Origin of the sequence: Pseudomonas sp. ABFPK, assembly GCF_001586765.1 — a bacterium.
GTDB classification, from domain to species: Bacteria; Pseudomonadota; Gammaproteobacteria; order Pseudomonadales; family Pseudomonadaceae; genus Aquipseudomonas; species Aquipseudomonas asiatica.
This window is the reverse complement of record NZ_LQXW01000045.1, coordinates 32,011-45,846: the sequence shown is the minus strand read 5'-3', so window position 1 is coordinate 45,846 and position 13,836 is coordinate 32,011. Positions and strand designations below refer to the sequence as shown.

Annotated in this window: 15 protein-coding genes and 1 pseudogene; 15 read left to right on the top strand and 1 reads right to left on the bottom strand. The window is 66.0% G+C overall.

The window, feature by feature from the left end; translation table 11 throughout:
• Nucleotides 1-106 precede the first annotated feature (106 nt).
• Both WM94_RS22260 and WM94_RS22255 read left to right on the top strand, forming a co-directional pair.
• Nucleotides 107-316: a hypothetical protein gene (locus WM94_RS22260; protein ID WP_031636935.1), complete on the top strand. Its 210-nt coding sequence runs from the start codon at nucleotides 107-109 to the stop codon at nucleotides 314-316.
• A 1,069-nt stretch (nucleotides 317-1,385) separates the two neighbouring features.
• Entirely contained in the window at nucleotides 1,386-1,700 is a 315-nt protein-coding gene (locus WM94_RS22255) for a DUF736 domain-containing protein (RefSeq protein ID WP_023103964.1), read from the top strand.
• A gap of 63 nt (nucleotides 1,701-1,763) precedes the next feature.
• Here the strand turns inward: WM94_RS22255 and WM94_RS22250 are convergent, their stop codons facing one another.
• Nucleotides 1,764-2,069, bottom strand: a complete 306-nt coding sequence (locus tag WM94_RS22250; RefSeq protein ID WP_023103963.1) for a helix-turn-helix domain-containing protein — start codon at nucleotides 2,067-2,069, stop codon at nucleotides 1,764-1,766.
• Between the two features lie 240 nt (nucleotides 2,070-2,309).
• Between WM94_RS22250 and WM94_RS22245 the strand changes: the two genes are divergently transcribed.
• From WM94_RS22245 to WM94_RS22185, 13 genes and pseudogenes are all read left to right on the top strand, one after another.
• Entirely contained in the window at nucleotides 2,310-2,660 is a 351-nt protein-coding gene (locus tag WM94_RS22245) for a DUF2958 domain-containing protein (protein ID WP_023103962.1), read from the top strand.
• Between the two features lie 309 nt (nucleotides 2,661-2,969).
• Entirely contained in the window at nucleotides 2,970-3,740 is a 771-nt protein-coding gene (locus tag WM94_RS22240) for a DUF2285 domain-containing protein (RefSeq protein WP_033878703.1), read from the top strand.
• Nucleotides 3,741-3,823: 83 nt separating this feature from the next.
• Complete coding sequence (locus WM94_RS22235) at nucleotides 3,824-4,105, top strand: AlpA family transcriptional regulator (RefSeq protein WP_003107109.1); 282 nt, start codon at nucleotides 3,824-3,826, stop codon at nucleotides 4,103-4,105.
• A 26-nt stretch (nucleotides 4,106-4,131) separates the two neighbouring features.
• The gene (locus tag WM94_RS22230; RefSeq protein ID WP_033967809.1) at nucleotides 4,132-4,989 is read left to right on the top strand and encodes a replication initiator protein A; all 858 of its coding nucleotides are present in this window, start codon (nucleotides 4,132-4,134) and stop codon (nucleotides 4,987-4,989) included.
• A 253-nt stretch (nucleotides 4,990-5,242) separates the two neighbouring features.
• The gene (parA, locus tag WM94_RS22225; protein WP_033967811.1) at nucleotides 5,243-5,881 is read left to right on the top strand and encodes a ParA family partition ATPase; all 639 of its coding nucleotides are present in this window, start codon (nucleotides 5,243-5,245) and stop codon (nucleotides 5,879-5,881) included.
• Entirely contained in the window at nucleotides 5,878-6,162 is a 285-nt protein-coding gene (locus WM94_RS22220; protein WP_023114175.1) for a hypothetical protein, read from the top strand. Before parA ends, WM94_RS22220 begins: the two co-directional genes overlap by 4 nt.
• Nucleotides 6,159-6,684 (top strand): annotated as a pseudogene (locus tag WM94_RS22215) (DUF2840 domain-containing protein). The gene WM94_RS22220 and the pseudogene WM94_RS22215 overlap by 4 nt, the downstream one beginning before the upstream one ends.
• On the top strand, nucleotides 6,681-7,280 hold the full coding sequence (locus tag WM94_RS22210) for a S26 family signal peptidase (protein WP_023114176.1): 600 nt from the start codon (nucleotides 6,681-6,683) through the stop codon (nucleotides 7,278-7,280). The pseudogene WM94_RS22215 and the gene WM94_RS22210 overlap by 4 nt, the downstream one beginning before the upstream one ends.
• Before the next feature lie 447 nt (nucleotides 7,281-7,727).
• Nucleotides 7,728-9,713, top strand: coding sequence for a relaxase/mobilization nuclease and DUF3363 domain-containing protein (locus tag WM94_RS22205; RefSeq protein ID WP_023114177.1), 1,986 nt, complete (start codon nucleotides 7,728-7,730; stop codon nucleotides 9,711-9,713).
• A gap of 109 nt (nucleotides 9,714-9,822) precedes the next feature.
• On the top strand, nucleotides 9,823-10,221 hold the full coding sequence (locus WM94_RS22200) for a BlaI/MecI/CopY family transcriptional regulator (RefSeq protein ID WP_023114178.1): 399 nt from the start codon (nucleotides 9,823-9,825) through the stop codon (nucleotides 10,219-10,221).
• Entirely contained in the window at nucleotides 10,221-11,216 is a 996-nt protein-coding gene (locus WM94_RS22195) for a M56 family metallopeptidase (protein ID WP_031636929.1), read from the top strand. Before WM94_RS22200 ends, WM94_RS22195 begins: the two co-directional genes overlap by 1 nt.
• 140 nt (nucleotides 11,217-11,356) lie before the next feature.
• Nucleotides 11,357-12,604 (top strand): TolC family protein, encoded by a 1,248-nt coding sequence (locus WM94_RS22190; RefSeq protein WP_031636928.1) that lies wholly within the window; start codon nucleotides 11,357-11,359, stop codon nucleotides 12,602-12,604.
• Nucleotides 12,601-13,830: an efflux RND transporter periplasmic adaptor subunit gene (locus WM94_RS22185; RefSeq protein WP_031636927.1), complete on the top strand. Its 1,230-nt coding sequence runs from the start codon at nucleotides 12,601-12,603 to the stop codon at nucleotides 13,828-13,830. The genes WM94_RS22190 and WM94_RS22185 overlap by 4 nt, the downstream gene beginning before the upstream one ends.
• The last annotated feature ends 6 nt before the right edge of the window (nucleotides 13,831-13,836 follow it).

Sequence of the window (13,836 nt, the reverse complement as noted above, 5' to 3'; positions counted from 1 at the left end):
CCGAGGCAATGGCGGATGAACCCGCCGAGGCGCTGGCCGCTTGACCCGCGCCGAAGGCAAGCGCCCCGGCCTCGACCGGGGCGCTTCGCTGGAAGGAGAAGCCCCCATGACCCGCACCACCATTAGCCGCCCGCGCATGGCGGCGATCTACGCCGCTGGCACGGTACGCGCCCGCCGTTGGAACGGCGATGGCGACGTGCGCGGCTACCGCCCGCCCTCGGGCTGGACGGCCTGCGCCGACCTCACCGACATTCACCCCATCACGGGCCGCGCCTTGCCGCCTGCCGTGTGGTGGCTCATCGAGACGAAGGAATAACCGCGATCAGCACCGCAAAAATCCGGGCGCGGCAGTGGCCGCGCCCGGTGTTCAAGGCCACCAGCCGAATCGGCACGCCGCCGCCCTCGCGGCAGCTCAGACGGCGGCGTTGACGTGACCGGGCTTCCCGCCCGGTAATGGCAGGCCCGTATGGGTCTGCAAGCCGTAGCGCCCGCCGTGCGCGGGAATCACCAGCGGTTTTCGGCTTGCCGCGTGCATACCTCGCAGCGTAGGGCCGCGCCCATTTCATCAGAGGCATGTCCGCGTTTCCTGCTTAGAAATCTGGAACGGCCTGGGCGTGTCGGCGCATAGCGCCGCCGGGCTTTCGGGCTACGCCCCGTGCCGTCTTTGCCGTCACGGCCATTCGGCTTCAATCCCTCACGCCTTCGCGCCTGCGGCGCTGCGCGCTTCGCTTGCCTCCAGGGGAAAGCCCTGCGAGCTATCCCCGCCGCGCGATGCTTGGCGCCCCTCGATGCTGCCGAACCGGCTGCGCCGGATCGGCCCGCCCAACGTCCCGCCGCGATGGACGGGACGCTGGCGAACACGCTGGCGCTTGCTGCGGCAGGTTGTGCAGGTGCGTGCCGTCCTCAACGCTGGCGGTTCCTGCCCATCACGTCACGAAGGACGGTTCACGGACAACCCGCCCGGTATCGCTATGGAGCTTCCACGCCACGCCTCAAGACCGGCGCCGCAAGGTATGGCGGGGGCGTTCTCGCCTGTCGTTGCGGGGTTGACCTGGCCCGCGTCAGCGGGCGAGCCGGAGAAGCCTTCGGGCGGGGATGCCGAGTCGGCCCCATCTCCTTTCGGAGCGGTTCGGCCCAAGGCGTCCTTGTCTCGTTGTGAATCCTGGCGGGGGCGCGGCTGCGCCTCGGGCTTCATGGCTGCAACCGTCCGGCGAAAACAATTTCCCCGCCGCTGCGCGGCTTCCTCGCGCAGCAAATTCTTTTCGCCTCCCGGCTCTCCACTGCGTTTCGACCGCAAGCGGTGCAGCCAGCCCGTCCCCCGCCGGCCGGATCACAACAAGGACGCGATGGGCGCGAACCTTGTTCAACCGAAAGGAGAAATCATCATGGCCAACATCGGCACCTTCACCGCAGACAAAGACGGCTTCACCGGCACGCTGCGCACCCTGACGCTCAACGTCAAGGTCAAGCTGGTTCCCAACGACAAGGGCAGCAGCGAGAACGCCCCCGACTTCCGCCTCCAGGCCGCCGGCCACGACATCGGCGCGGCGTGGAACAAGACCAGCGAGGCCGGGCGGGAATACAAGTCCGTGACCCTCGACGATCCTTCGTTCCCGGCTCCGGTCTATGCCCGCCTGATCGAAGGCGAGGACGGTACGCACGACCTGATCTGGTCGCGCAGCAAGCCCCAGGCGGCGTGACCGCCGCAGCGCCCCGCCCATCGCGGCGGGGCGCTGTGCTGCTGTTCGCAGCACATCACCACGTCACGCGCGCGGCTTCGCCGCGCCGCGCTCCTTCAGCACCGCCTCCAGCTCCCGGCGCACCTGCGCCAGCAGCTCGTCGGCCTTGTGCGGGCTGTCGCCCGCGTAGGCCAGCGTCAGCAGCGTGAGCGGGTGGATCTCCATCACCTCGCACAGCTCGGCCAGCTTATGCAGGGTCGGGCTTTTCAGGTCGCGTTCGAGGGTGCTCATATAGGTGCGGCTGGACACGTCAGAGAAGGCTTCCTGGCTCAAGCCACGCGCCTTCCTGACTGTCTTCAACGCCTTCGCCAATGAGTTCCCAGCCGCCACCTATGGTTTCCCTCGAAAAACCAAGATGACAGCCCATTGCGCCCTATAGGGCTACAATCTATAGTGTTCATTTGGTGTTCTACGTTTTCGTGCCTTTACGGAAATCCGCATTTGCTGGTTCCAGCAAAGCCACGCAAGCGCATCCGTGCTTGCACACGAAGGCGTAAATCCGGTTTGGCGGTTCTGCGCTTGGGCGTGAAACCGCATCCGTGCATCATTGGATTTGTGGGATTGCCAACCATGCCCCAGCCACTCGCCACCGTCCCGGAGCGCGCGCAACTGCTCGCCAACGGCGAGGCTCGTGCCGCTGGCCAGGCCATCGACCCGGTGCCCGTGGTGCGGCTGTTCACGCCGGACGCGCATGTGACCTGGCTGCTGGCCGCACTCGATCCCGCCGATGGCGACACCGCCTGGGGCCTCATCGACCTGGGAATCGGAATGCCGGCGCAAGGAACCGTCAAGCTGTCCGAGCTGGCTGGCATCGTCGGGCCGCATCAGCAGCCCGTGATGCGCGACCGCTACTTCCGGCCCACGCGCACGCTGTCGGAATACACCCGGCTGGCCGAGCGCGACGGGGCTATCCCGGACTGAACACAGCCTACTGTGACTTTTTCAGTCTGGTGTCATACCGGGCAGGTCTCAATCGAGATTCTTGCGGCGTAGCCGCGCCAGTCTGATCCAAACGGACATGATGCCTGACGCGGACTGCGGCAGGCTGGCCTGTACGGCGTCCCACGGGAGGGACGCTGCCGCCGCAGCATTGAGACGAATACCGCAACGCATCGGAGCCAGTCGGACTTGACAGCCCAACTATTCCCTTAACCCATTTCGTTCTGATGACACCGATGTAGCACGTAGTTCTTCTGTCGCGGCCAGTCCTGTTCGCAGGGAGGTTGCGTCATGGTCGATCGCAGCGCCGAGCACTGGTATCCGACTGCCGCGTATCTGTACGTGCTGCACTTGGACGACCTTGGGACGGCCTGGGAATATCTGCGCAGAAACCCCGATTACCGGCTCGACTGGCTGCGCCATCATCGCCGGCCGAAAGCCGCGCAGCAGGCGGCGCATCGCTGGGGCTTGCGCCTGCTGGAAGATCCGGCGTTGGATGCGCGCGACGCTCATCCAGCCTGGTTGCCCGGCCATGTGGCCGTGGTGCAGCTCTATCCCGACGCCGATCCGCCGCAGTATGCTCCCGCGTTCACGTTTTGGCGCATTGCCGGGCACAAGCAACTGCTCCATGACGGCAAAGGGCTGGCGCTGATGGCGCACAGCCCAGGTCATTGCCTGCGCTTCGCGCTGGCGCCCGGCCTGGAAGACGGGATGGCTGTCGCCTATGCCCGCCGCGGCGGCGCCGCCGCACCTGCGCGCAACCGTGCGCTCGGCGCGGCCCTGGCTTCTGCGAAGCCCAGGCCGGCACCCGCCGCGCTGCTTGAGCTACACACCTTGCAGGCGCTCGACGCAACCCTAGCGGGTGCGTCCTTGCGCGAGGTGGCCGAAGGCTTGTTCGGCGGCGATGCCGCAGCCGATTGGTACAGCGACGGCGGCCTGCGCTCCAAGGTACGCCGCTTGGTACGGCGCGGCGATGCGCTGATGCGCGGCGGCTATCGCCGCCTAGCACAGCTTCCGCCGCTTGAGAAGGGTCGTTTTGAGGACGACGCAAAACGGCCCTGAGCAGGACAGCTTGGTTTTCTGAGACTGCCTCCATCCGGTTGCGCTGTGTGGCCGGAGCTTTGAAAGCTATGGAGGTTCACACCATGCGTCCCGCTCCTTTGCGGCCTGCCGCCACTGTCTCGACCGCTGCCGCGCAGCCCCAACGCTATCTCACCAACGACGAAGCCGCCGAGTACCTGCGGCTGTCGCCGCGCACGCTGGAAAAGCAGCGCGTGATCGGTGGTGGTCCGCGCTTTCGCAAGTTCGGCCGGCGCGTCATGTACGCCGTGGCCGACCTCGATGCCTGGGCCGCCGACCGCAGCTTCGAGACGACTTCCGATCCCGAGTACGCCGAGCACCACTCGGCCGACAGCCGTGCGCGCTGATCGGCGGCGCGCGGCAGGCCATCACCATGTCCAGCTCCGCGCTGCCGTTCCGGCAGCGGTCGTTGCAGGAGCGCGAACAGCTCGACCTGTTCCGCGCCTTGCCCGGCGACATGGCGCCGCGCGACAGCCAGGACTTGATGGCCTATCCGTTCTTCTCGCTCGGCAAGTCCAAGCGGGTCAAACCCATCGACTTCCGCGCGGGCAACGTGACGATCCGCGTAGAGGGCACGCAGGAGCACGGCATCGCCACGATTTGGGATGCGGACGTGCTGATATGGGCGGCCTCGCAGATCGTGGAAGCGAAGGACGCGGGCCTGCGCCCGTCGCGGCTGATGCGCGCGACGCCCCACGAGATCCTGCGCTTCATCGGACGCGGCAAGTCGCTGCGCGACTACCAGCGCCTCAAGGCCGCGCTGGATCGCCTGCAATCGACCACGGTGGCCACGTCCATCCGCGAGACAACAGGCCGGCGCCTGCACCGCTTTTCGTGGATCAACGAATGGAAGGAACTGGCCGATGCCAGCGGCACGCCGCTGGGCATCGAGCTGATCCTGCCGGACTGGTTCTTTGCCGGCGTGCTCGACGCTGCGCTGGTGCTGACCATCGACCCGGCGTATTTCCGGCTCACCGGCGGCATCGAGCGGTGGCTGTACCGCCTGGTGCGCAAGCACGGCGGCAAGCAGGCATACGGCTGGCAGTTCGACTTTCGCTATCTGCACCAGAAGTCCGGCAGCACCGCGAAGCCCTACGACTTCGCCTGCGATCTGCGCGCGCTCGTCGCGCGGCAGTCGCTGCCCGGTTACGTCCTGGGCATCGAGCGGATGCCCGACAACGGCATGGAACTGCTGACGTTCCGGCCCGTGCCGCAGACGGCACGGGGATAACTCCGGGAAAGCCTGTGAATGGTGTCGTGCTATCAGGCGTGCGGGGTATCGTGCTATCAGGCGTGGGACTATCGTGCTATCAGGCGTGCCGATCGGCCGCAAACCCGCGCCAGCACTGGGCTTGCGCGTCCTCTAACTTCCCTAACTTAGTTTCTCTAACTTTTAGTAGGGAAACGCCGCTGCGGTGGACAACCACCCCGCGGCCACAAACGCAGCAGCAAAAGCCCGGCTTTCCAGCATGGAGGGCCAGGCCATGATCGTCGCACTGCTCAACCAGAAAGGCGGCGTCGGCAAGACCACGCTCGCCACGCACATCGCCGGCGAGTTGGCGATGCGCGGCCAGCACGTCGTCCTGCTGGACGCTGACCCGCAGGGCTCATCGCTGGACTGGACGCAGCGCAGAAGCCAGCAAGGCTTGCCACGGCTGTTCAGCGCCGTGGGCCTCGCACGCGAAACGCTGCACCAAGAGGCGCCGGAACTCGCCAGGCGGGCCGATCACGTCATCATCGACGGCCCGCCGCGCATCGCCGCCTTGGCGCGCTCCGCGCTGCTGGCGGCCGAGCGCGTGCTGATCCCGGTGCAGCCCAGCCCCTACGACTTGTGGGCCAGCGCCGAGATGGTGGCGGTGATCCGCGAGGCGCAGGTATTTCGGCCTGCGCTGCGCGCGGCCTTCGTCATCAATCGGCGCGTCAGTACCACCGTGATCGGGCGCGAAGCACGCCAGGCACTCGCCGACCAGCCGCTTCCTGCGCTGCGCGCGGAAGTGCATCAGCGCATCGTGTTCGCCGATAGCGTGGCCGCTGGCCGGCTTGCACGCGAGACGGCACCCGACAGCGCCGCCGCACGCAAAATCACTGCGCTGGTGGACGAATTGCTGCGGTGGCCGACATGACCGCGAAGCCGCCATCGAACAGCAAGCGCACGGCAAAGCGCGTCGGCATCGGCGCGCGTCCGCCCGCGAATCCGCACGCCGAGGCGTGGATTCGCCAGGGCGACGCCGATGCGCTGGGCAAGGGCGACCTCTACACCGCCCGTCTGACTCTCGACATCACGCCCGCGATGCGGGCACGCATCAAGGTGTCGGCCTTCACGCAAGGCGTGACCGTGGCCGACCTGCTGCGTGGCCTGTTGGAGCGGGAGTTTCCAGAGCACCGCAGGGAGAACGCACCATGACTGCATCCGCTTCGCCTGCCGCTGGCGCGGCTACGGCTGCACTTGCCGGCCAGCCTGCCAGCGCGCCGCTGACGCGCGTGGCGCTGGCCTACATCGAACCACGCTTCAAGCTCTACCTGCGCTTCGGCGAACCTGCGCGCACGCACCAGCTCGACCGCTGGCGCCGTTGCGCGGTGTTCCTGCCGGGCGCCATGTTGTGCCGTATCCGCTGGCAGGCCAACGACTACGGCACTGTGCGTTGGCAGCTCATGGTGATGCAGGCTTGCACGCCGCTGGATGCAGCGCAGCGCATCCCCGGCGTGCAGCCCGGGGGCGCGCTTGCTGCTCCACGCCGAAGGGGAGAACCAGGTGCGCGCGGTGCTGGAGTGCATCGACGCCATCGAGGCGCTGGGCATCGCGCCCGCCGCTGTCTCGCCCGCGTACTGGCGCACGCTCGCCAACCGGCTCGCTGCACGCCTGCCGCTGCCCGAATACACCGCCGAGCGGCACGCTGCCTGGCTAACCGGGAGGACGCTGCCATGACGCTTCCATCCGCCGTTGCCAGCGCAACCGGCATCCCGCCGCATCCTCGCTCGCGCCTGCGCGCTCGCCTCGTGTTGGCGGGCCTGTCCGCCTGCGGCCTCGCTGCGCTCGCCTGGGCGTCCTTCGTGCATCCGCTGCCGCGCCTGATCTACAACCCGTCCGACAGCGTGGCGGTCGGCTGGTATCGCGTCGATCCGCAAGGCCACGGCACCGACTCGCCGCCACGTCCCTTGTCCGTGGGCAGCATCGTCCTGACCACGCTGCCGCCAGACGCCGCCGCGCTGGCCGCGCAGCGCGGCTACCTGCCGGCGCGCGTGCCGCTGCTCAAGCGCGTGGGCGCCGTCGCGCCGCAGGAGGTGTGCAGCACTGGCCGCGTCGTCCGCATCGACGGCGTGCCTTCGGCCGCCGTGCTGCCTGCCGACCGCTGGGGCCGGCCGCTGCCATCCTGGCAGCAATGCCGCCGCCTCGAATCCGGCGAACTGTTCCTCTTGAGTGTGACCAACCCGGCGTCGTTCGACAGCCGGTATTTCGGGCCGGTCAGCGCATCCGCCGTGATCGGGGTCGCGCATCCAGTCTGGCTGGAATCCCGCCCATGATGGCCGCCGACTCGCTGCACGTTGCCGTGCATCTTGTCGTGCCATCGGGCGTGTCGCTCTGCTGGCCGTCGCCGTGTCGTCGCGCGTGCAGTGCGGGTGCATTCGCACCGCACTTCGCGCTGCCTTCGGCGCAGCCGTCCAACGTGCAGGCGTCTTGCCTCGAACGCGCCCGGCCTATGGCCGTCGCCGCGTTCGCCGGCGCGCTGGCTGCTCGCGCAGCAGCACCGCCGGGCCGCCGCTGCCCGGAGCGCCAGCGAGGGGCAAAGGCGGAAGGCAAGACAAAAGGACGCGGCACCGGGCCGCGTCGAAAGCCAGTCTGCACATGGGGTGGCGCGGCACGGAGCGGCTTCGCCGCCGTGCCGCTTGGGGCGCGAGGCCCGCGCCAATGCAGGGCTGTCCGCGTGCTTCACACGACCGGACACGCCAGAGCTTGCAGGGAGCGCAGCCATGACCGACCGCCGCGACGATGATTTCCGCATCCGCCCCAGCGCACCGAAGAACCGGGGCCAGAGCTTCGTTTCCAAGGTGCTCAAGCAGGCAGGCAAGGCCAGTAGCGGCAAGTCGTCGGTGCGCCGTCCTGGCGCTGCCAGCGGCTCCGGGAGGGGCAACGGCCAGCGGCCCGGCTCGCGCCTGGGGCGCGGCCACACGGCCGCGCGCTTCGCCGGAGCGAAGCTGACGCCCATGTCGCGGCGCGTGACCATCAAGACGCTGCTGGTCAACCAGCGCCAGGCCAGCCCGCAGTCGCTCGCCAAGCACCTGCGCTACATCGAGCGCGACGGCGTGGGCCGCGATGGCGAGCCGGGCCAAGCCTACGGGCCGCAGACCGATGCCGCCGACCTCGACGCTTTCAAGGAACGCTGCGCCGACGACCGACACCATTTCCGCTTCATCCTCTCACCCGAGGATGGCCCGGAACTCGAAGACCTGCGCACCTACACGCGGCACCTCATGGGCCGCATGGAGGCCGACCTGGGCACGGGCCTCGATTGGGTGGCGGTCAACCACTGGAATACCGACAACCCGCACACGCACATCGTCGTGCGCGGGCGCGATGACACCGGCAAAGACCTCATCATCGCGGGCGACTACATCGCCGATGGCTTCCGCCATCGTGCGGCCGAACTGGCGACCGAGTGGCTGGGGCCACGCACCGAGCTGGAGATCCAGCAGACCTTGCAGCGCGAGGTGGAACAGGAGCGGTGGACGAGCCTGGATCGCACGCTCAAGCGCGAGCTGGGCGACGATGGCCTGGTGCATGTCGAACGGCTCAACGAGCCGAGGTTGCAACGCCAGCGCCTGCTGCTGATCGGCCGGCTGCAACGCTTGCAGCGTCTGGGCCTGGCCGACGAAACGCAGCCGGGCACCTGGGCGGTCCATACCGACGCCGAAAAGACCCTGCGCGCCCTGGGCGAGCGTGGCGACATCATCCGCACCATGCAGCGGGCCATGAGCGGCCAGCCGCGCGAGCTGGCGGTGTTCGAGCCGGGCGAGGATGGCCGAACCATCCTCGGCCGCGTGGCCGCGAAGGGGCTGGCCGACGAACTGCGCGACCGGGGCTATCTGGTCATCGACGGGGTGGATGGCAAGGCCCACTACGTCGCGCTCAACGCCCGCGACGAGCTGGCGAACTACCCAGCCGGTGCCGTGGTGGAGGTGAAGGGATCGGCCGACGTGCGCGCCGCCGACAAGAACATCGCCGCACTGGCGAGCGGTGGCCTGTACCGCACCGATCATCACCTCGCCATCGCGCAGGGTCAGGCCGTACCGGGCCGCGATCCGCAGGAAGTCGTCGCGGCCCACGTCCGCCGGCTGGAAGCCCTGCGCCGCGCTGGCATCGTGGAGCGCGTGGCCGAGGGACTATGGAAGGTGCCGGACGACTTGGCCGAACAGGGCCGCCGCTACGACGCGCAGCGCCTGGGCGGCGTGGCCGTGGAACTGAAATCGCACCTGCCCATCGAGCGGCAGGCCCGCGTTATCGGGGCCACCTGGCTTGACCAGCAGTTGATCGGCGGCGGCTCGGGCCTGGGCGACCTGGGCTTTGGCGGCGAGGCCAAGCAGGCAATGCAGCAGCGCGCCGACTTCCTGGCCGAACAGGGGCTGGCCGAGCGGCGTGGGCAGCGCGTGATCCTCGCGCGCAACCTGCTGGGCACGCTGCGCAATCGGGAGCTGGCGCAGGCCGCCAAGGACATTGCGGCCGAAACCGGCTTGGAACATCGGCCTGCGGGTGACGGTCAGCGCGTGGCCGGTATCTACCGGCGCAGCGTCATGCTCGCCAGTGGGCGCTACGCCATGCTCGATGACGGCAAGGGGTTCAGTCTGGTGCCGTGGCGGCCGGTGGTCGAGCAGCGGCTGGGCCAGCAGCTTGCCGCTACGGTGCGCGGCGGCGGCGTGTCCTGGGAGATAGGACGGCAGCGTGGGCCTGCCGTTGGTTAACTTCCTACGATAGCAGTGTCCGGCACGGGGTCGCACAATAAACCGATTGACGGTCGGTTTTTTGTGGTGGATACTCTTGAGTTCGAGTCAAAGCTCGGAGCCGACAACATTGACCAACCACAGCGTACCAACACTTGGCGATCTGGAAATCGCCGTGCTCGAAGACATCTGGCGCTTCGGCCCGTCCGACACCAAGGCGGTGTACGCGCGCATTGGGCAGTCTCGCTCGATTTCCTTGAACACCGTGCAATCCACGCTAGAACGTCTGTTTCGCAAGGCCATGCTCCAGCGCGAAAAGATCAGCCATGCCTACGAATACTCGGCACGAGTATCTCGCCGGGAACTGATCCAGAAGCTGGTCGAGTCCACGGTGCGTCGTGTCGCAGGCCCGCAGCCGGATGCGTTGTTGAGCGCCTTTGTCGATCTTGCTGCAAGGGCGGATGATGACCAGCTCAAGAGGCTGGAGGAGTTGATTGCCCGTCGTCGCGCTGAATTGGATCAGCCGTGATGACGAGTTATGGCCCACTACTTCAGTTCGCATTGCTATCCGGCTTCGTGCTGGCAGTAACGCTTACCCTGCTGATTGGAGCCTGCGAGCGCCCATTACGCCGTGCGCTGTCGGGAAAGACCCCCTATCAGCGAGCAAGAGTGTCTTGGTGGATGCTGGTAACACCCGCATTGGCGGGTATTGCCTATACGGCCATGACCATCGCCATGCCGTCGATGTTTGATGATTCGGCCAGATTTGCCGCTGCCTGCTCTGCGCACGCTGACACGCTGCTGCACCTGTGCGTTTGGCACCCGAGCGGCAATGGGCAAAGTGCCTGGCTATGGGGAGCATTGGCATTGTTGGCGGGATACGCGGTTTGGCTGGCTTTACGGGCCGCAGTTGGCCTTTGGCGTGCTCGTCGAACCCTTGCCTCGATGGTGCGCCTGAGCTGGCGTCCGGGGCATCCAGACAAACTTCGCGTGCTTGATGTCGATCAGCCTATGGCGCTGGCTTGTGGCGTCGGGAATGGCCACATCCTGCTTTCAACCTCGTTGATGCGGCGACTCGACCCAACGCAATTGCGCGTGGTGCTGGCGCACGAACAGGCTCATATCGCCAATCGAGATGTGCTGCATCGCCTGATCGCTGTCGTCTTGTCGAGCATCCAGTTGCCGGGCACTCGTCGCCGGCTGTTGCGCGATCTGGAACTCGCCTTGGAACAGCGTTGTGATTTCGCTGCTGCAAACGAAGTGGGATGCCCTGTCGCCGTAGCCGAAACCATCGTTGCAGTAGAAAAGATATTTCGGCAACACGCCAAGAAACAGATGCCTTTGGCTATGGCGTTCTTTTCCGATTTCGTCCCTGAGCGTGTCGAGGCGTTGCTGTCGTCCAAGCACTCGTCTGTCTCATACCTGGGGCCGATGCTGGGCATTCTTGTTCTGGCGTTTTGCAGCCTATCTACCGGCTGGCTGCATTCCGTGACCGAATCTCTCATCACTGTGATGACGAGGTAAGTCCATATGCGCGCGTGCTGTGTTTTTTTGCCTGAAAAACCGATGGATGATCGGTTTTATGACGACTCCACTCAGGCGTGTGCGAGCAGCCATGACGCGGAATCGTTTGCTCGCCACCTGTCGTCGTCGTGAGGATTTTCATGAATTTGATCCGCTTAGTAGCCTTGGTGTTTGTCGGAGCCTGCGGTACATCCGCAGCCCTGGCCGCCGAACCCCTGCGATTGGAGGAGGCAGTCTCCCGAGCACTGGCCGCCCACCCATCCATCGCCGCCGAAACGGCGCAGCTCCAGGCCGTCCGAGCGCGCACACAGCGCGAAGCCCTGCCACCGCCTTACACCATTGGCGGCGAGGTTGAGAACGTCGCTGGGAACGGCAACCTGCGAGGTATCCGCTCGGCTGAAACGACATTGCGCATCGGTCGGGTCATAGAACTCGGCGGCAAGCGTGAGGCTCGCCAAACGCTAGGACAAGCCGAGCTGAGAGAACAAGAGCACCAGGCCACCAAAACGCGGATAGACCTGGCTAGTTCAACGACGGCCCGCTTCATTGAAGTGCTCGCCAGGCAACAGCGATTGACCTATGCCGAGGAACGCATCAAGCAAGCGGAACGCACGCGGCAAGAGGTTGCTGCGTGGGTAAAAGCCGCACGCAATCCTGATTCAGATTTGCAGGCTGCCGATATTGCAGTCGCTGAGGCCCAACTGAATCGGGAGAGTGCTGAACACGAACTGGCAAGCGCCAAGATGACTTTGGCCGCAAGCTGGGGGGCAACGATCCCCGACTTCGGCGAGGTCGTCGGCGACCTCCAAACCTTGCCGACCGTGGCGCCATTCGAGACGCTGGCCGCCCGTTTGCCCATGACGCCGGAACTGTGGGCTTCGCGTTTGCGGGCCGACACCATCGGCGCCCGCCGCCGGCTCGCGGAGGCCGAAGCCAAACCCAACATCGACGTCAGCTTGGGCATTCGGCGTTTGGAAGCCTACAAGGATCACGGCGTAGTGATGTCGATCTCGGTGCCGCTGGGCAGCCCGACGCGCTCTGGATACGCGGTATCCCAGGCCAATGCGGAGCTTGCTGCGCTTGAAGCGAGGCGTGACGCCGAACGTTTTGAGCGCCATCAGGCGCTGTTCGACAAGTATCAAGAACTCACGCGCGCACGGACAGAGGCTGAGTCGCTACGCGCACGAATGCTGCCTATGGCTGAAAGCGCCCTGGCAACGACTCGTCGCGGCTTCGAGCAAGGCCGATTCTCCTATTTGTCGTTGGCTCAAGCGCAGCGAACGCTATTCGACCTGCGTGCGCGAGCTGTGGAAGCCGCCACCCGCTATCACCTTCTGCTGGTCGAGGTGGAACGCCTCACCGCCACCGTTGAGGACACCGCACCATGATTCGCATTCTTTCCCTGCTGCTCCTTTGTGTACTTGCCGCCGCATGCAGCCCTGGCGGCGACAAGCCCAAAGAGGCGGCCAGTGCCCAAGCCAGCGGAAGCTATGAGCGCGGCCCAAACAATGGGCGGCTACTCCGCGACGGTGACTTCGCTTTGGAGGTCACCATCTACGAAACCAACGCCCCCCCGCATTACAGGCTCTACGCCTATCGTGACGGCAAGCCAGTTGCCCCCGCTGATGTTGCCGCAACGATCAAGCTCTCCCGTTTGGATGGCGAGGTCAACCAATTCACGTTCAGGCCAGAAGGCAACTATCTGGTCGGCAGCGGTGAAGTGACCGAGCCGCATTCTTTCGATGTCGCCGTGACCGCCGAACACGCCGGAAAGAAGTCCACTTGGTCTTATGAATCCTATGAGGGTCGCGTAAGCATTCCGGCTGGTATCGCCAAGGATGCTGGCATCAAGACCGAATCAGCGGGGCCGGCAGTCATCCGAGACGTTGTGCGGCTGATGGGAACCGTTGTTCTGGATGCCGACAGACACGCAGCGGTTCGCGCACGCTTCCCTGGCATCGTGCGGTCAGTGAACGTGCAACAGGGCGAGCGAGTCCGCCGCGGCCAGACGCTGGCCATCGTGGAGGGCAACGACAGCATGCGCACCTACCCGATTACCGCACCGTTCGACGGCGTGGTGCTCGCACGCAACACGAACGTCGGTGATGTGGCTGAAGCAGGTGCGCTGTTCGAGTTGGCTGACCCGTCCTACGTATGGATCGACCTGCGCGCCATCGGCACCGATGCCGAAGCCCTACAGCCAGGGCAGCCGGTACGAATCCGGTCAGCCACCGGGAAGACCGAAGCCAGCGGAAAGATCCAGCGATTGTTGCCGGTGGCTGGCAGCGGCCAAAGCGTCATTGCCCGCGTCAGCATCCCGAACCCGGAGGGGCGCTGGCGCCCTGGCATGACCGTGGCGGCCGAGGTCACAGTAGGCACGCGCAAGGTATCACTGGCGGTAAAGGAGTCCGGGTTGCAGAGATTCCGAGACTTCACCGTGGTTTTCGCACAGGTTGGCGAGACATACGAAGTCCGAATGCTCGAACTTGGCGAGCGCGATGGTGAATACGCCGAAGTGACTAACGGACTCAAGCCCGGCACAAACTACGTGGCCGAGCAAAGTTTCCTGATACGCCAAGACATCGAAAAGTCTGGCGCAAGCCACGATCACTGAGGGCGC